Below are 17,601 nucleotides of genomic sequence, written 5' to 3' on the forward strand. Positions count from 1 at the left end.
GTCCTGCCCGATTCCTAGAATTCGTCGTGCAGAAAGCGGTCCCGTCAGCACAAGGGGCTGGATCACATCAATCGATAAAGATGGAGAAGAGACATGCAAGACGCTAGTGGCAAACAGCTCGAATCATCGGTCGGATTGACCAACCTCTCGCTCGAAGACGAGGCACGGTGGTCGGTCAAGCGACGTGATTTCCTCAGGATGCTGGGCTATGGCGCCAGTGCGGCAGCCCTTGGCCCGCTGATGGCAGGGTGCGGCGGCGCGAACGGGCAGACAACCGTCGAGGGCCTCAGAGCGAAGCTTGTCCAGGACGAAGCCTTCTGGACCGATGTGCAGAACATGTTCGTACTGCGTACCGACAAGACCTACATGAACATCGGCACCGCCGGCTCGATGCCGGAGGTGGTGCTCTCGGTGTTCCAGGAAGAGAACTTCGCAAAGGCGGCCGACTCCCTGAACGGCTACGGGACTCATGCCGACCTGCGCGCCCTCGTGGCACCGGGCTTTGGCGTCGATAGCGATGAACTGGCGTTCTCGGCCAACACCTCGTCCGGCATGTGTCATGCAATTCTTGGGATCGACTGGCAAGCCGGCGACGTGGTGGTAACGACCAACCACGAACATGGCGGCGGCGATACGCCACTGGCGATCGCGGTCGATCGCTTCGGCATCGAAGTCTCGCGGATCAGCATGCCGGTCGGTAACAATCAGAGCGCGGCCACCTACGTCGAGCTCTTCGACGAACGCATCCGGGCGTTGAAGGCACAAGGCAAGCGGGTTCGCGCGATGATGTGGTCGTCGCCCACCTACAAGACGGGCACCATGCTGCCGATCGCCGACCTGATGGAAGTGGTGAAGACGCACGAGCTGATCAGCATCGTCGATGGCGCGCACCTTCCGGGCATGATGGCGTATGACTACGGCGCGCTCGGCGTCGATTTCATGTCGGGTGCCGGACACAAGTGGCAGTGCGGCCCCGGTTCGACCGGCATCCTGATCATCCGCAACAAGATTCGCTCCTCCAACCCCCTGCCCTTGCCCAACTGGTACCCGGTCCATACCAGCTACTACAACACCACGCCCCGTACCACCAACGGCACGGCGACCTATGACGTGGCAGCCAGTGTGACCACCTGCGGCAGTGTGCATACGCCGATGTTCAAGGCGCTGGTCAGGGCCTGCGAACTGTGGGACACGATCGGCCGCAAGAAGATCGAGACCTACGACCTGACGCTCTCGTCCTATCTGAAGGAGAAGATCGTCGAACTGTGGGGTGTCGACGCACTGTATTCCCCGAAGGACGACCCGAAGCTGCTGTCCGCGCTGACGAGCTTCAATCCGTTCAGGAACGCCAACGACATCATGGACCAGGCGAAGTCGTCCGAGTTCGTTTCGCGGATGCTCGCGGACTATTCACCCGGATTCGTCATCCGCAACGCCGGATTCGATGTCATCGGCGCGCCTTCCCAGCATTACGGCGTACGCGTATCCACCCATCTCTGGCAGGACGCCAACGATGTCGACCGCCTCGTCGCGGCGATGTGGGAAGTCTCGAACGCCATGGCCTGACCGGACCATCACGCCTCAATTCTCTTCAAGGACACTCTGGATGAATATCAAATCGACAATTCGCACGGCGATTGTGCTCGCGGGCCTCACGGCCCTCGGGGCCCAGGCCGACGAAAACGCAATTCGCGCGGTCTCGTCGCCCGACGCACCCAAGGCCATCGGACCCTATTCGCAGGCGGTGCGGGCGGGCTCGGTGCTCTATCTGGCCGGCCAGATCCCGATCGATCCGAAGACGGGCACGCTCATGAAGGATGCGCCGATCGAGGATCAGACACGCCTCGTGCTCGAGAACCTCAAGGCGGTGCTGGCGGCCGACAACATGACGCTGGCAAATGTGGTGTCTACCACCGTGTTCATGAAAGACCTCAATGAGTTCGGCAAGATGAACGAGGTCTACGGCACCTACTTCAAGACCACCCCGCCTGCACGTGCCACCGTCCAGGCCGCGCGTCTGCCGAGGGACGTCGCGGTCGAGATCAGCGCGATCGCGGTCAAACCCTGACGCGTTCCTTCGCCTGACCCTCGGGAGTGAAACCAGGCCCGGTTCCACACCCGCGGGCCCTGTGAGGCACGCCGTCGAACATTCCGACAATCGATTTAACGCAGGCGTTGTGGCGGTCCGCAGGAAGGGGCCGCCACAACGCTTTTCGGTGCATCACTGCGCAGGTACATCGACGCCGTGTGCCGCCAGCCAGTGCGTATCGATCTGCCATCTCACCGACTCGATGCCGGGTTGGGCCTGCACGATGCCTTGCGCCTCCGACTGCGCTGCGGCGAGATCCTTCTGTGCCGCGATGAATGTCGGATTGTTGGCATTCATCACATCGATCCCAGGGTGGATCGCCGCGATGAACCTGGTCACAGGAACCTCAAAGCTCCGCGGCGAACCCATCACGGCGGTCTTGCCGTCCACCCGGATCACACGAAATGGATAGGGATAACTTTTGAGATGTTCGCTGGCCTGCGCAGCGATCGCCGCATTCAGTTCGCGCGCACGCGCATCGGGCCGCTGGATGAACCAATCGACCACGAAAGCGACAAGCAGCGCAAGAACGATCCATTGCCACACGGGCAACCTGGGAAGGGCTTTCATGACTGTATTCCTGAGGATGGATGGCCTTGCTCGCGACGCTCGCCTGGCGGCCACGTACCGGCGCTTCGGCAGCGCGCAAGCGAAATATCGACATCATAGCCGGCCGGCGTGACGGTGCCGCTTGACGGGTTTCCCCGTCTCCACCCGGGCGGCTGAATCTTGTTCATTTGCTTTCCGGCGGCGGGGAGGGCTGCGTCGTATCGCGCCAGAAGCGCTCCATCGCGATGTAGAGGTAGGACCCGGACCAACCGATCAGCAGCAGACCGTTCAGCGTTTCGGAACCGGCCAGCAAACGCAGGCTGCCGGCCGGCACGAGGTCGCCGTAGCCCAGCGAAGTGTAGGTTTCGGTCGAAAAATAAACGGCGGTGCTGAGGGATAGATGGGACATGCCCACCATGCTGCCCGCGCCGATCGCGACCAGTCCCCACAGGCCGAGCGCGTAAAGAAAGATCTCCGTGAAGTGGGCAAGGAAGGTGCCACCGATCACCAGCAGCAGCTTGAAGCGCGAGGGCATCGTGAGCCTTGGCAACAGGCGCGACAGGGCCGAAAGAACCTCGAAATGCAGCAGCGTGCTGAGCAACAACAGCACGGTGCAGGCGAACGAGATCGACAGCATGCTGGGCTCTCCTTGAGCTCGGATGCGGCGGACGGCCGCTTCCGAAAGTTCCGGTACGGCAAATCAACCGCGCATCGCGATGTATCTGGAAAGCCGAATCATGCACCCATCTGCAAAGCGGGGACGAAATGCGCATGCCGCAGGCGCTCCCGGGCGCTGCGCCTGCGCACGCGGCAACACCCGACATCTCGCCGCGAACATGGATCTCGGCGGAAATCGGCCAGCCGGCCGCAACGCCCCGGTCCGCCAACGCGGCGTATCATCGCGCCATGAAAACCGCTCTCGCCATTGCGCTCGCCGTCCTCGTGCTGCTGTTCATCGGCGCGCGCTTCGGACTACTGGGCGGCACCGCACCAAACGACCTTGGCGTGCGCAACGGCCGCCTCAAACCCCCGTCCCTGACCCCCAACAGCGTGAGCAGCCAGTCCCGGCTGTACCCGGAGCACCCCCAGCACGAGGCGGCATGGATCGCGCCCTTCCCGCTGCGCAATGGCAACGGGCCAGCCTCAATCGCGGCGCTGGCAGGGGTACTGCGGTCGATGCCGGGCGTGACGTTGGTGGAAGCACGCAACGACTACCTGCGTGCCGAGGCGCGGACCCGCTGGCTGAGGTTCGTGGATGATCTGGAGTTCTGGTTCGATCCATCCAGCGGGATGATCGAGGTGCGCAGCGCGAGCCGTCTCGGGCAAGCGGATTTCGGGGTCAACCGGCAGCGCGTCGAGACGATCCGCAAGGCCTGGCTGGCACTGCCGCAATGAGCGCTGCGAATCCTCGATGACACCACCGCGACACCTCGCCTCGGCGATTGCCCCCAACCCGAAACACACGAGCCTTCCATGACCGCATTTCGCTCCCTCTATCCCCCCATCGAACCCTATGCCAGCGGCCTGCTCGACGTGGGCGACGGCCACCGCGTCTACTATGAGCGCGTCGGCACACCCGGCGCCAAGCCGGCGGTATTCCTGCACGGCGGCCCGGGCGGCGGCATTTCGCCCGACCACAGGCGGCTGTTCGATCCGGCGCGCTACGACGTGATGCTTTTCGACCAGCGCGGCTGCGGCCAATCGACGCCCCATGCCAACCTCGAGGCGAACACCACCTGGCACCTGGTGGCCGACATCGAGCGCCTGCGCGCGCTGGCCGGCGCGGAAAAGTGGCAGGTGTTCGGCGGCTCGTGGGGCTCGACGCTGGCGCTGGCCTATGCCGAGACGCATCCGCAACGCGTCAGCGAGCTGATCCTGCGCGGTGTCTACACGGTGACCCGGGCGGAGCTGGACTGGTATTACCAGTTCGGCGTCTCGGAGATGTATCCAGACCGCTGGGAAGGCTTCGTCGCGCCGATTCCGGAAACGGAGCGCGGGGACATGATCGCCGCCTACCGCAAGCGCCTGACCGGTGAAGACCCGGTGGCGCGGATCGAGGCGGCACGCGCCTGGAGCACCTGGGAGGGCAGCACCATCAAGCTGCTGCCCGATGCGGACTTTGCCGCAGGCTTTGGCGAAGACCGCTTCGCGCTGGCCTTCGCGCGCATCGAGAACCATTACTTCAGCCACGGCGCCTGGCTGGAGGAAGGGCAGCTGCTGCGCGACGCGGGCAAGCTCGCCGGCATCCCCGGCACCATCGTGCATGGCCGCTACGACATGCCCTGTCCGCTGCGCTACGCCTGGGCTCTGCACAAGGCTTGGCCGGAAGCGGATTTTCATCTCATCGAAGGCGCCGGTCACGCCTATTCCGAGCCCGGCATCCTGGATAAGCTCATCCGCGCGACCGACCGCTACGCCGCCAAGGCATGACGCGGTGCGGATGGCACCGGGCATCACCGCCCGGCGCCATCCGCTTGTGCTCAGCCGCCTTGCTGCAGCTGCCTGACCGCTTCGGTGGTCAGCGGCTGGCCGCCGATGCCCCATTGACCGCTGGCCACTTCGAGCACGCGCACCCAGGTGACGCCGCGCATGTTCTCGCCTTCGATCGAGACCATGGTGTCGGTGATCTTCTCGATCATCTGCTTCTTCTGATCGTCGTTGAACACGCCCTTGATGAGATGGATATCCACGAGAGGCATTTTCTTGCTCCTTTGATTGGTGATTGTGTTGGGTAGTCTGCCGGGCGGACCGGGCCCGGCGCCGGTTCAGCGGGTGATGACGATTTCGAGGTAGTCCGCGGGGGCCACCATCGAGCCGTCTTCGGCCACGTTGTGTGTATCGATGAGCCGCAGGATGTCTTCCGCCAGCGAGGCCGCGGCGGTTTCGTCGAGGGCCAGGAAGGCCTTGTGCGTCGGGCCGTAGTAGGTGCGGAACACCTCCAGGAAGTGCGCCGGCGAGCGATAGCGGAAGGCGAACTGGCGACGTGTCACACTGACGTCGCGAACCTTGCCGCCGAACTGCGCCTGCAGGAACGCCTCGGTGCCCCAGGCGGCCGGCGAACTCACCCCGGCCGGCGGCGGAAGGTAGCGACCGATGGTCTTGAAGAGCTGGCCGACGAAGCCTTCGGGCGTCCAGTTCGCCAGCCCGATGCGCCCGCCCGGACGGCACACCCGCAGCAGCTCGGCCGCAGCGCGGGGCTGGTCGGGGGTGAACATCACGCCGAAGGTCGACATCACGTTGTCGAAGCTGGCATCGGCGAAGGGCAGGTTCTCGGCATCGGCGATGCGGTAGTCGATGTCGAGCCCATCGGCGCTGGCCCGCACCTGCGACTGTTCGAGCAGGCCGCCCACGTAGTCGGTGGAGGTCACCCGGCAGAAGCGCCGCGCGGCAGCCAGGCTGGCGTTGCCGTTGCCTCCTGCCACGTCGAGCACCGAGTGGCCGGAGCGCAGATCCATGGCTTCGCACAGCTGCTCGCCGGTGATCTGCAGGGTGACGCCGACCCGGCCGTAGTCGCCCGAGCCCCAGGTGGCCTGCTGCCTGGCCTTGAGTGCGGCGAGATCGGGCTGGGCGGCGGCACGTGCAACTGCGTCGAGTTCGGCTTGCTGGACCATCGTGTTCATGTGCATTCTCCTTGTCATCCTCTGTCGAAAGGTGTCGAGTCCGTTGTCTGACTCGATGGAGACATGCTATGCAGCGCCGTGCGGCTGAACTACTGTAGAACCTGTAGCAAGCCACTACACAAAATGTAGTTCTCCACTACACCTTTGCCGACTGCCCCGATAGCGACACGCGAGCGGCCCGAGCAGCCCCCGACACAGGAGACGAGGCATGGAATACGGACAGTTTTGCCCGATCGCCAAGGCGCTGGAGATCGTCGGCGAAAAATGGACCGTGCTGATCATCCGCGAACTGCTGATGGGCGGCTCCCGCTTCAACGAGCTGCAACGCGGGCTGTGCCTGATCTCCCCGACCATCCTCAACAAGCGCCTGGCCACGCTGGCCGAGCACGGCCTGGTGCTCAAGAAGAAGCTCCCCGGCCAGCAGGGCTACGCCTATTACGCGACCGAGTCGTGCAAGCAGCTGCTGCCGGTGATCAAGTCACTCGGCGACTGGGGCATGCGCTGGGCCAGGGACGGCCTCACCGACCGCGACTTCGATGTCGGCCTGCTGATGCTCTACCTGGAGCGCAGCATTCGCACCGACCAACTCATCGGCGAGCAGACCGTCATCCATTTCAGGTTCACCGATGTGAGCGAGATGGCCAACTGGTGGATCGTCGCCACCCCGGAGGAGGTCGAGGTCTGCCACAAGGATCCGGGCAAGGACGTCGATGTCTATTTCACCTGCGCGGTGCGCACCATGGTGGAGCTGTGGATGGGCGATCTCTCCTACCGCAAGGCCTTGCGCGCGGAGCAGATCAAGGCGGTCGGCGCGCCGGTGCTGACCCGCGACATCTTCTCCTGGCTCTCGCCGAGCGTGTTCGCCGACCTGCCGCCAGCTGAAGAGATCCAGTAACGGGCGGCGCCAAACCGCCGGCCAAATACCTCGCACGCCAGCAACCCGAGGAGAGTCATGCGCTTCTCCGTGAGCCACGAAACGCTTTATCGCTACTCGGTGCCGGTTGGCCTCGCGCCACATCTGCTCAGGCTCACGCCGCGCCCGGATGCCGGCCGCCTGCTGATGCGCGAGCTCACCGTGGACCCTTGGCCCGCACTGCGGCTGGAGGAGTTCGACGCCTTCGGCAACCCGGTCACGCGGGTCGAGTTCGTCGGGCAGTTCTCCTCTCTGCGGGTCGAGAGCCGCTTCCTGCTCGACACCATCCCCCCGCCACGCGGTTTGATGCCCGTGCTGTCGCCCCTGCCCTGGGCCTTCCCGCTGAATGACGGCCTCGACGTGTATCGCAGCCAGCCGTGGGTGGATGCCGCGGTGGCGCAGTTCGCGCATGGTCTGGCGAGCCAGGTGGGCCATTCGCCGATGCCCTTCCTGGAACTGCTCAACCGGACGCTGCACGACACCGTGGATGGCCGGGCCCGCGTCAGCGGTGATGCGCAGTCGCCGGCACAGACGCTGACAAGCGGACGCGGGGCCTGCCGCGACGTCACCGTGCTGTTCATGGCCGCCTGTCGCTGCTTCAACCTGCCGGTGCGCTTCGTAAGCGGCTACCATGCCCCGCCCGGCACACCCGAAGGACCGGGCGACCTGCATGCCTGGGCCGAGGTGAGCCTGCCGGGCGTCGGCTGGCTGGGCTGGGATCCCACCAATGGCATCCCGGCCGGTGAAGCTCATGTGGCCGTGTGCGCCACGCCGGAGCAGGCCGGGAGCATGCCGGTGGAAGGCGGCTTTTTTGCGAACGGCGTGACCGCAACGCTGGATTTTCGGGTACTGATCGCCACCGCTTGAGCCTGCCTGCGCGACGAGGACCGGCGTGCAGCGATTTGGGCCATCGGCCACGGTCGGGTAGGATGGCCCGCTCAACCAAGCGGAGCATCCGGCGATGGCCACCCTCGAACTGACTGCCGACAACTTCAACCAGACCCTCGAAAACAACGGGATCGTCTTCCTGGACTTCTGGGCAGCGTGGTGCGCCCCCTGCCGCGGCTTTGCCCCGACCTACGAGGCCGCTTCCGAGGCCAACCCGGACATCGTCTTCGGCAAGATCGACACCGAAGCCCAGCAGGAACTCGCTGCAACCTTCCAGATCCGCTCGATCCCGACCATTGCGGTCATCCGCGAGGGTGTCATGGTGTTCCGCGAATCGGGCGCCCTGCCGGCCAGCGCCTTGAATCAGGTGATCGACGGGGTGCGCAATCTCGACATGGACGAGGTGCGTGCGCAGATCGCCGCGCAGCAGGCGGGCGAACAGCAGGCCTGAACGGCAGGGCGGTCGGCCGCGCCACAAGCGGAAACCGGGCCGAAGCCCGGTTTCGTCCCGACCGTGCCCCACGCGCTCAGGCGGTGGCGATCTTCTGGCCGTGCTCCCGGGTGGCGTGGAAGCTGACCTTGGGCCACTTTTCCATGGTCACGTCGAGGTTGTAGCGGGTGCTGGCCAGATACACCGGGTTGCCATCCACGTCGGTGCCGAGGCGCATTGACTGCTCACGCTCGAAGTTCCGGCGGGTCAGTTCGTCCGGGAAGGTGAGCCATCGCGCGGTGTAGATCTCGGCCGATTCGAAGATCGCATCGACCTTGTACTCGTCCTTGAGCCGCTGCGCCACCACCTCGAACTGCAGCTGGCCGACCGCGCCGAGCAGCATGTTGCCGCCGATCGCCTCGAACACCTGGATCGCGCCCTCTTCGCCCAGCTCCTGCAGGCCCTTCTGCAGCTGCTTGGCCTTGAGCGGATCGCGCAGGCGGGCGGCACGGAAGAGCTCCGGCGAGAAATACGGGATGCCCTTGAAACCGAGCGCCTCGCCTTCGGTCAGGGTGTCACCGATCTGCAGCTGGCCATGGTTGTGGATGCCGATGATGTCGCCGGCCACGCCGTCTTCCTTGTGCACCCGCTCGTTGGCCATGAAGGTCAGCGCGTTGGCAAGCTTCATCTCGCGGCCGAGGCGCACATGCCTGACCTTCATGCCCGAACTGTAACGGCCCGAGCAGATGCGGAAGAAGGCGATGCGGTCGCGGTGCTTGGGATCCATGTTGGCCTGGATCTTGAACACGAAGCCGCTGAACGGTGCCTCGGCGGGTTCGACCATGCGGCTGCCGGCATCGCGCGGCTGCGGCGGCGGCGCCCACTCGACCAGCGCATTGAGGATCTCCTGCACGCCGAAGTTGTTGATACCCGAGCCGAAGAACACCGGGGTCTGCTTGCCGGCCTGGAAGGCGGCGAGGTCGAAGGGCGCGCTGGCCCCCTGGATCAGGTCGACATCGTCGCGCAGCTGCTGGATCTCGCCCGGGAACTGGGCGTCCAGCGCCGGGTTGTCGAGACCCTTGACGATCTCGGCGGTACTGCGCTTCTCCTCGCCCGCGGCAAAGCGCAACAGCTGGTCGCCGAGCAGGTGGAAGACCCCGCGAAAGGTCTTGCCCATGCCCAACGGCCAGGTGATCGGGGCGCACTCGATCTTGAGCACGTCCTCGATCTCTGAGAGCAGCTCGAAGGGCTCGCGCACCTCGCGGTCGAACTTGTTCACGAAGGTGATGATCGGGGTGTCGCGCAGGCGGCAGACATCGAGCAGCTTGATGGTCTGCGCCTCCACGCCCTTTGCCGCGTCGATCACCATCACCGCCGCGTCGACCGCGGTGAGCACCCGGTAGGTATCTTCCGAGAAGTCCTCGTGACCCGGGGTGTCGAGCAGGTTGATGGTATTGCCTTCGTACTCGAACTGCATCACCGAGCTGGTCACCGAGATGCCGCGCTGCTTTTCAACTTCCATCCAGTCCGAGGTGGCGTGACGTGACGACTTGCGCGCCTTGACTGTACCCGCCATCTGGATTGCGCCACCGTACAGCAGCAGCTTTTCGGTGAGCGTGGTCTTGCCCGCGTCGGGGTGGGAGATGATCGCGAAGGTGCGGCGCTTTTTCACGTCGCGCAGCAGTTCGGGCGGAAACGGGGTCTGACTCATGACGGGTCCGGAAAATGCGAAGCCGCCGGGGCTGCACTCCTGGCGGCAAGAATCCGCGATTCTATCAAGGAACCCGCGCGCTTCCGCAGATTCCTTCGCGCCCCTGCGGCGAGGACAAGGCCTGGCGCGATGGCGCATACTCCGCTACCGGAACCTGAATCCCCGGGAGTCTTGCCGATGCGTACCCTGTGCATACTCGCCCTGCTGGGCAGCCTCACCGCCTGCGGCGTTGCCGATTCCGGCGCTGGCGCGGTAGCGGCCGCCGCCGCGAAAGCCAAGGAGGCGAAGGAAGCCGAAGCCCTGGAGGCCAACATCGAACGACAGCTCGGCCACGCCCGCGAGCTTGAGCGCGACCGCATGAAGGCCCTCGAAGAAGCCAACCGCTAGTCCGCCCGGACCGGGCTCACGCCCCGTCCGGCGCCCCCTCCGCGGGATCACGGTGCTGGTGCGGCGTACGCGTGCTGGTTAGACTGACGGCATGGACGTCTCCATGGCGAGACGCCGGCGCCCATCACCGGAAAGATTCCTGCGAATGACCTTCGCGACTGCGTTGCCTACTCTCAGCAGCAGCCTGCTTCGCCGCGCATCGGTACTGGTACTGGTGTGCGGGCTGGCATTCGGTGCGGCCTTTCACTACCTGGTCATCGCTCCGGCCACCCGCAGCTTCGCCGCGACTTCGCTCGACCAGGCAAGCAGTCGCGTTTTCGATCTGCTGGAACGTGACCTCAGGACGGCCGAAGCCTTGCTGTCGACCGGTCTGGAGTGGGGCCGCAGCGGGCTCATCCGGGTCGGCGATCGCGCGGGCTTCATTGGCCTGATGGCCCCGCTGCTGGCGACCCAGCCGCGCATCGCGGGCACCCTTCTGGCCGACGAGGATGGCCGCGAACTCTTCCTGCTGCGCGATCCCGACGGTTGGCGCAGCCGCTCCACCACGCCGGAAAGCATCGGCCGGCGCAGCGAATGGCAGCGCTGGAACACCGCGCTCGAGGCCACCGGCGCCGAATGGCATGTGAGTGACTACGATCCGCGCAGCCGGCCCTGGTTCGTCGGTGCGCTGGCCCTGGCCAGCGATCGGGGCTTTCACTGGACCGCCCCTTACCGTTTCTACACCGCGCGCGCGCCGGGGCTGACCGTATCCGGAAGCTGGCAGGACGGCGACGGGCGCCGCCACATCCTTGCCTTCGATCTATTGCTGAGCGAGCTCGGCCGGCAGACACACCTGCTGTCGATCGGCAGCTCGGGCGGTGCCGCGCTGCTTTCGGCAAGCGACGAGGTTCTGATCGCGCCTCACGGCACCACGCCCACCTTGCCGGAAACAGGCGCCCCCGGCAGCACGGTCAGCCAGGCAGGCTCGCCGTTCCTGGCCAGCGGCCACGCCGCATGGATCGCGGCCGGACGCCCCGCCGCCCAGGCCTTCGACTTCGAGCTCGCCGGCGAACGCTGGCTGGGCCTCTACCGGCCGGTGCGGCTCGGCGAACAGGTGCTGTGGGTCGGCAGCTATGCCCGCGCCCGCGAGTTCGCGCCCGCAGCACTGGACGATCTCGCGCCGTTCGCCGTCATCATCGCCTGTGTATCGGTGATCGCCGTGGCACTGGCCGTGCGCTTCGCCCGGCGTATCGCCGATCCCCTGCGCGAACTCGCCGCACAAAGCGAACGCATCGGCAATCTCCAGCTCGAGGCCGGACCGTCGATCACCGGCTCGTGGCAGGAGATCGAGCGCCTCGCGCGTGCGCAGGAACGGATGCGCGAACACCTGCTCGCAACCAAGCGTCAGCGCGACGAAGCGCACGACGAGCTCGAGCGCCAGGTCATCGAGCGGACCACGGCGCTGGCCGAGAAGCAGACCGAACTGTCCGACCAGCTGCTGTTCGTGCAGATCCTGATCGACGCGGTACCGAACCCGATCTTCTACAAGGGTCCGGACGCGCGCTTCCTGGGTTGCAACCGCGCATACGAACAGGCCTTCGACACGACCCGCGGATTCCTCGTCGGCAAGACGGTGCTCGAACTGCCCTATCTGCCCACCGCCGACCGCATTGCCTACCAGGACGAGGACGTGCGCACCATCGAGAACTGCGCCACCGTGCGACGCGAGGTGACGCTTCCCTTCGCGGACGGGCGGGTACGCGACGCGCTTTACTGGGTCAGCGGCTTTCGCCTCTCCGACGGCAGGCCGGGCGGCCTGCTCGGCGTGATCGTCGACATCTCGGAACAGAAGGCGGCCGAACGCGCCGCCCGCGAAGCCGAGGAACGGGCCACGCTGATGCTCGAATCGAGCCCGATCGCGGTAGTCATCAACCGTCCCGACGGCACACCCTTGTTCGCCAACTCCCGCGCGTGTGAGCTCGCGGGAGTCAGCCACGAGGCTTACCTGAATCGCTCGGTCATCGGCTGGTTCCGTCTGCCCCAACGGGCGGCCAACCTCTATACCCGCCTGCGCGACGGCCATCCGGTACGCGACGAGGAAGTGGAGCTCGTGGACGCGACCGGCCGCCAGTTCTACACGTTGATGTCGATGGCCTTCATCGACATCCGGGGCGCCCGCGCAGTAATCAGCTGGTCGTACGACATCACCGCACGCCGCACCACCGAACTCGAGTTGCGCAAGCTCTCGCAGGCGGTCGAGCAAAGCCCCGCGATGCTGGTGATCACCAACCCGCGCGGCGTGATCGAGTATGCCAATCCGCGGTTCTGCGAGGTCAGCGGCTTTGCCGAAACCCAGGCGCGCGGTCATCTGCCGGAGTTGCTCGACGAAGCCGGGCGCGCCTTCGATTTCCGGACACCAATCGCGCAGGCGGTGGAGAAAGGCAGCGTGTGGCGTCACGAGTGCCGCCTGCGCGGCGAGGGCGGACGCAGCATCTGGGTGGCCCTGTCGGTCAGCGGGCTCGGCGACGAGCGTGGCGGCATCCAGCAATACGTGTGGGTACTCGAGGACATCGGCCTGCGGCGGGAGGCCGATCGTGCCTTGCGCGAGGCGAAACGGCTTGCCGAGGAAGCGGCGGAGGCCAAGGCCCGTTTCCTCGCCAACATGAGTCACGAGATCCGCACGCCGATGAACGCCGTGATCGGCTTGTCGCGACTGGCCCTCGACGGCGCCACCGACGCCCGCCAACGCGACTATCTCGGCAAGATCCAGGCGGCGGGCGCCAGCCTGCTCGCGCTGATCAACGACATTCTGGACTTTTCGCGCATCGAGGCCGGCAGGCTCAGCCTCGAGTCGCGGCCGTTCGAGCTTGACGAGGTCCTGCAGACACTCGTCACCTTCGTCGGCCAGCGCGCCCAGGAAAAGGGTCTGGAGCTGGTGCTCGACGTCGCCCCCGAGCTGCCGACGCAGTTGCTCGGCGATGCCCTCCGCCTCGGACAGATCCTCACAAACCTGGTCGGCAACGCAGTGAAATTCACCGAACGGGGCGAGGTACGGCTGGCGATCCGCCCTGGGGCCCGTCGGGATGACCGCCTGTGTCTGCAGGTCGCAGTGAGCGACACCGGCATCGGCATGGACGAAGCCCAGCAGGGACGGCTTTTCTCGGCCTTCTCGCAGGGCGACAGTTCGACCACGCGGCGCTTCGGCGGCAGCGGGCTGGGCTTGTCGATCGCCCGTCGGCTGATCGAGTTGATGGACGGCAGCATCAGTGTCGACAGCCGGCCCGGCGCGGGGAGCGTGTTCCGCTTCAACGTCTGGTGTGGTCTCGCCGGCGCCTTTCCGGCGACGCCGCGCCGCTTGCCGGGGGTGCTCGAGAAGCTGCGCGTGCTGGTGGTCGACGATCATCCGTCGACCCGCGAGGTTCTGCAGCGATTGCTGCAGGCGATGCCATTGCGGACCGACGTCGCCGATTCCGGCGCAGAGGCGCTGGCCGCAGTGCATGCGGCCGACGGCAGCGATCCCTATGGCCTGGTGCTGATGGATCTGCGCATGCCGGGCATGGACGGCATCGAAGCCTGCAGCAGGCTCAAGCGCGCGTCCGGACTGTCTTCACCACCGCTGGTGGTAATGATCTCGGCCTACGGCGACGCGCAGGCCCAGGAACAGGCCGTCGCGGTCGGCGCCGACGGCTTCGTCAGCAAGCCGGTGACCGCCTCGAGCCTGCTCGACGCGATCATGAACGTCTTCGGCGCGGCGCCGGTGATGGCGTCGCTGCCGGCCGACGCGTTGCCGGGGGATGCGCTCGCGGGTCTCGCGGTGCTGGTGGTGGAAGACAATCTCGTCAATCAGGACGTCGCCCGCGGTCTGCTGGAACGGGTCGGCGCCACCGTCTCGATCGCGTCCAACGGGCGCGAAGCGCTCATGCTGCTGAACGGCGGCCAGCAGCGGTTCGACGCGGTGCTGATGGATCTGCAGATGCCGGAGATGGACGGGTTTGCGGCGATCCGCGCAATCCGGGCCGACCCCCGGCTGAACGGCCTGCCGGTGATCGCGATGACCGCGCATGCGATGGAGGACGAGCGTCGGCGCTGCTTTGCAGCGGGCATGAACGAACACGTACCGAAGCCGATCGACGCGACCCTGCTGGTGTCGGTGATCCGTCGGCTCACCGGACGCACCGGCGCAGCGACCGCCACGTCGCAGGACGACACCGCCGGACTGCCGACACTGCCCGGCATCAACGGTGCCTCGGCGCTGCGCCGGATGGGCGGCGACCGCAGCGGCTACCTGCAACTGCTGGATCTATTCCTGCGCGGCCACCGCCATTCCGGGGCGGCCATCCGCAAGGCCATCGAGACTAGCGACAAGGCAGACGCGCAGCAACAGGTCCATGCGCTGCGCGGCGCCGCCGCGAACATCGGTGCAGCGGGTCTGGCCGAATCCTCACGCGTACTCGAACAGGCGCTACGCGAAGACCAGGACACGACCAGCGCGCTGGCGGCGTTCGGAACCGCGCTCGATGCGGTACTCGGCATGCTCGCCGAGCGCCTGCCCGACGAACCCGGCGACCTCGGCACCGAAGGGCCGCTCGACGCGGAACTGCTCGAATCCGCCCTGCGGCGACTCGAGACCCTGCTCGCAAGCGCCGACGGTGACGCGACCCGGGAGTTCCGCAGGATCCGGCCTGCGCTCGTACAGCGTTACGGCGCATTGTCCTGTGGGCCGCTTGCCGAAGCAGTCCAAAACTACGACTATGACGAAGCGCTGGCGCGCTTGCGGGCCTTGATGTCAGGCAGCACCGCCGCGACGCGCACGGGAGAACAGGAGAAGCGGGAATGAAGGAAGCAGCGGCCGCGGAGCGACCGGCCACCATCCTGGTGGTAGACGATGCCCCCGAATCGATCGAGCCGATCGTGCGTGTGCTCCGGCAGGGCGAATACGCTACGCGGATCGCCAACAACGGCCTCAAGGCACTCGCGCTTGCCGTCGCCGATCCCGCGCCGGACCTGATCCTGCTGGACGTGATGATGCCCGGCATCGACGGTTACGAGGTATGTCGCGCACTCAAGGCAGAGCCCCTGACCCGCGACATTCCGGTGATCTTCCTGACTGTCCTGAACGACGCCTGTGACGAGGAGAATGGCTTTGCCGCGGGTGCCGTGGACTACATCACCAAGCCGATCAGCCCGCCGATCCTGCTGGCGCGGGTACGCACGCATCTCACCCTGAAGGCCGCACGCGACTTCCTCGCCGATCGCAACAGTTTCCTGGAACAGGAGGTCATGCGCCGTACCCGTGAAGTGTGCGTCATCCAGGACGCCACCATCATGGCGATGGCGACGCTCGCCGAGACCCGCGATGCCGAAACCGGCAACCACATCCGCCGCACGCAGATGTACGTGCGCTGCCTCGCCGACCGTCTTCACGACCATCCGCGCTTTGCCGCCACGCTGACCAGCGAGAACATTCACCTGATCTGCAAGTCGGCGCCCTTGCACGATATCGGCAAGGTGGGCATCCCGGACCGCATCCTCCTCAAGCCGGGCCGGCTCACCGCCGAGGAGTTCGACATCATCAAGACTCACCCGCGGCTCGGGCGCGACGCCATCCTCGCTGCCGAGCGCCTTATCGACACCGACAGCCAGAGCCCGAGCTTCCTGCGCTTTGCCAAGGAGATCGCCTATTCGCACCAGGAAAAGTGGGATGGCTCGGGCTATCCGGAGGGCCTGAGCGGCGACGACATCCCGCTCTCCGCACGTCTCATGGCACTTGCCGACGTGTACGACGCGCTGATCAGCGAACGGGTGTACAAGAAGCCGTTCAGCCATGCCGAGGCGGTGGCCATGATCACCGCGGGCCGCGGCGCCCACTTCGATCCCGACATCGTCGACGCGTTTCTCGATCTTGCCGATACCTTCGAGGCGATTGCCCGCGAATATGCCGACCGGGACACCGATCTCGACGTGCAGATGACGCGCTTGCGGCAGGTCTTCGGCGAAGAGGCCCTGCCGTCGCGTTGAGGCCCCGGACGCTCAGCGCCCCTCCTGCATGAGAGCGATCTGCTCGCGCAAGGCGAGGATGTGCTCTTCCCAGTAACGCGGCTGGTCGAACCACGGAAAGGCGGCCGGGAAGGCGGGGTCGTCCCAGCGACGTGTCAGCCAAGCGGCAAAATGCAATAGCCTCAGGGTGCGCAATGCCTCGATCAGATGGCGTTCGCGCGGATCGAACGAGGCAAAATCCTCGTAACCGTCGAGTACGTGATCGAGCTGGCGCGCCATCGCCTGCTCGTCGCCCGAGAGCAGCATCCACAGATCCTGCACCGCAGGTCCGGTGCAGGCGTCGTCGAAGTCAACGAAGTGCGGCCCTTCCGGCGTCCACAGCACGTTCCCGGCGTGGCAGTCGCCGTGCAGGCGGATCTGCCGGACCGGACCGGCACGCTCGAACGCGGCGCGCACCGCGTCGAGGGCATGCTCGGCGACCGAGCACCAGGTGTCCTCGAGTGTCTCGGGTATGCGCTCGCTATCAAGGATGAGATCGACCGAGGCTTCGCCGAAACGATCGATGTCGAGCGTCGGACGCTCGACGAAGGGCTGCAGTGCGCCAACCGCATGGATACGTCCCATGAAACGGCCGATCCATTCGAGTACCTGTGGGTCCTCGAGCTCCGGCGCGCGGCCGCCTCGACGGGGATAGACGGCGAAACGCAGGTCTTCGAAATGATGCAGCGTGCCCCCGCCGGCAAGACGCATCGGCGCCACCACCGGAATTTCCCGCGCCGCCAGCTCGAGCGTGTAGGCATGCTCCTCGCGGATCGCCTCGTCGGTCCAGCGGCCCGCACGGTAGAACTTGACCACCACCGGCGGGCCCTCTTCCTGCCCGACCTGCCAGACCCGGTTCTCGAAGCTGTTGAGTGCCAGCAGATTGCCGTCGCAACGCAGGCCCGCATCCTCCACCGCATCGAGGATGTGGTCCGGCGTAAGGCTGGAAAAGGGTTTGCTATCGGTCATCGAGGATCCAGGCGGCGAAAGGGTATCCGG

General features: G+C 65.9%; 16 protein-coding genes. 10 read left to right on the forward strand and 6 right to left on the reverse strand.

Annotated elements, in window-relative coordinates:
* Nucleotides 1-93: 93 nt before the first annotated feature.
* A complete protein-coding gene (locus tag GQB03_RS18485; protein ID WP_159692518.1) occupies nucleotides 94-1,566 on the forward strand; it encodes an aminotransferase class V-fold PLP-dependent enzyme in 1,473 nt (490 codons plus the stop codon).
* 40 nt (nucleotides 1,567-1,606) lie between these two features.
* A complete protein-coding gene (locus tag GQB03_RS18490) occupies nucleotides 1,607-2,068 on the forward strand; it encodes a RidA family protein (protein ID WP_159692520.1) in 462 nt (153 codons plus the stop codon).
* A gap of 153 nt (nucleotides 2,069-2,221) precedes the next feature.
* On the opposite strand, the gene GQB03_RS18495 is transcribed toward GQB03_RS18490, so the two are convergent.
* Together GQB03_RS18495 and GQB03_RS18500 are read right to left on the reverse strand one after the other, a co-directional pair.
* Complete coding sequence (locus GQB03_RS18495) at nucleotides 2,222-2,659, reverse strand: hypothetical protein (RefSeq protein ID WP_159692522.1); 438 nt, start codon at nucleotides 2,657-2,659, stop codon at nucleotides 2,222-2,224.
* Between the two features lie 163 nt (nucleotides 2,660-2,822).
* A complete protein-coding gene (locus GQB03_RS18500) occupies nucleotides 2,823-3,275 on the reverse strand; it encodes a potassium channel family protein (protein ID WP_159692524.1) in 453 nt (150 codons plus the stop codon).
* A gap of 269 nt (nucleotides 3,276-3,544) precedes the next feature.
* On the opposite strand from GQB03_RS18500, the gene GQB03_RS18505 reads away from it, so the two are divergent.
* Nucleotides 3,545-4,033 carry a DUF1499 domain-containing protein gene (locus tag GQB03_RS18505; protein ID WP_159692600.1) on the forward strand — a complete coding sequence of 163 codons (489 nt, stop codon included), beginning with the start codon at nucleotides 3,545-3,547 and terminating at the stop codon, nucleotides 4,031-4,033.
* A 78-nt stretch (nucleotides 4,034-4,111) separates the two neighbouring features.
* A complete protein-coding gene (gene pip / locus GQB03_RS18510; protein WP_159692526.1) occupies nucleotides 4,112-5,068 on the forward strand; it encodes a prolyl aminopeptidase in 957 nt (318 codons plus the stop codon).
* 50 nt (nucleotides 5,069-5,118) lie between these two features.
* Here the strand turns inward: pip and GQB03_RS18515 are convergent, their stop codons facing one another.
* Together GQB03_RS18515 and GQB03_RS18520 are read right to left on the reverse strand one after the other, a co-directional pair.
* Nucleotides 5,119-5,337, reverse strand: a complete 219-nt coding sequence (locus GQB03_RS18515; RefSeq protein ID WP_159692528.1) for a tautomerase family protein — start codon at nucleotides 5,335-5,337, stop codon at nucleotides 5,119-5,121.
* Between the two features lie 66 nt (nucleotides 5,338-5,403).
* Entirely contained in the window at nucleotides 5,404-6,258 is an 855-nt protein-coding gene (locus GQB03_RS18520) for a class I SAM-dependent methyltransferase (RefSeq protein WP_235027129.1), read from the reverse strand.
* Between the two features lie 208 nt (nucleotides 6,259-6,466).
* Between GQB03_RS18520 and GQB03_RS18525 the strand changes: the two genes are divergently transcribed.
* From GQB03_RS18525 to GQB03_RS18535, 3 genes are all read left to right on the forward strand, one after another.
* The gene (locus tag GQB03_RS18525; RefSeq protein WP_159692530.1) at nucleotides 6,467-7,153 is read left to right on the forward strand and encodes a winged helix-turn-helix transcriptional regulator; all 687 of its coding nucleotides are present in this window, start codon (nucleotides 6,467-6,469) and stop codon (nucleotides 7,151-7,153) included.
* A 57-nt stretch (nucleotides 7,154-7,210) separates the two neighbouring features.
* Nucleotides 7,211-8,038, forward strand: a complete 828-nt coding sequence (locus GQB03_RS18530) for a transglutaminase family protein (protein ID WP_159692532.1) — start codon at nucleotides 7,211-7,213, stop codon at nucleotides 8,036-8,038.
* A gap of 94 nt (nucleotides 8,039-8,132) precedes the next feature.
* Complete coding sequence (locus GQB03_RS18535; RefSeq protein ID WP_159692534.1) at nucleotides 8,133-8,510, forward strand: thioredoxin family protein; 378 nt, start codon at nucleotides 8,133-8,135, stop codon at nucleotides 8,508-8,510.
* Between the two features lie 76 nt (nucleotides 8,511-8,586).
* Here the strand turns inward: GQB03_RS18535 and GQB03_RS18540 are convergent, their stop codons facing one another.
* A complete protein-coding gene (locus GQB03_RS18540) occupies nucleotides 8,587-10,200 on the reverse strand; it encodes a peptide chain release factor 3 (protein ID WP_159692536.1) in 1,614 nt (537 codons plus the stop codon).
* A gap of 177 nt (nucleotides 10,201-10,377) precedes the next feature.
* Between GQB03_RS18540 and GQB03_RS18545 the strand changes: the two genes are divergently transcribed.
* The 3 genes from GQB03_RS18545 (at nucleotide 10,378) to GQB03_RS18555 (ending at nucleotide 16,584) form a co-directional block, all read left to right on the forward strand.
* Nucleotides 10,378-10,587: a hypothetical protein gene (locus GQB03_RS18545; protein WP_159692538.1), complete on the forward strand. Its 210-nt coding sequence runs from the start codon at nucleotides 10,378-10,380 to the stop codon at nucleotides 10,585-10,587.
* Between the two features lie 145 nt (nucleotides 10,588-10,732).
* A complete protein-coding gene (locus GQB03_RS18550; RefSeq protein ID WP_159692540.1) occupies nucleotides 10,733-15,403 on the forward strand; it encodes a response regulator in 4,671 nt (1,556 codons plus the stop codon).
* Entirely contained in the window at nucleotides 15,400-16,584 is a 1,185-nt protein-coding gene (locus GQB03_RS18555; RefSeq protein WP_159692542.1) for a response regulator, read from the forward strand. Before GQB03_RS18550 ends, GQB03_RS18555 begins: the two co-directional genes overlap by 4 nt.
* Before the next feature lie 12 nt (nucleotides 16,585-16,596).
* Here GQB03_RS18555 and GQB03_RS18560 read toward each other — a convergent pair whose 3' ends face one another.
* Complete coding sequence (locus GQB03_RS18560; RefSeq protein ID WP_159692544.1) at nucleotides 16,597-17,571, reverse strand: serine/threonine protein kinase; 975 nt, start codon at nucleotides 17,569-17,571, stop codon at nucleotides 16,597-16,599.
* Nucleotides 17,572-17,601 lie beyond the last annotated feature (30 nt).

It is taken from the genome of Cognatazoarcus halotolerans (assembly GCF_009800965.1).
In the GTDB taxonomy this organism is placed as follows: domain Bacteria; phylum Pseudomonadota; class Gammaproteobacteria; order Burkholderiales; family Rhodocyclaceae; genus Cognatazoarcus; species Cognatazoarcus halotolerans.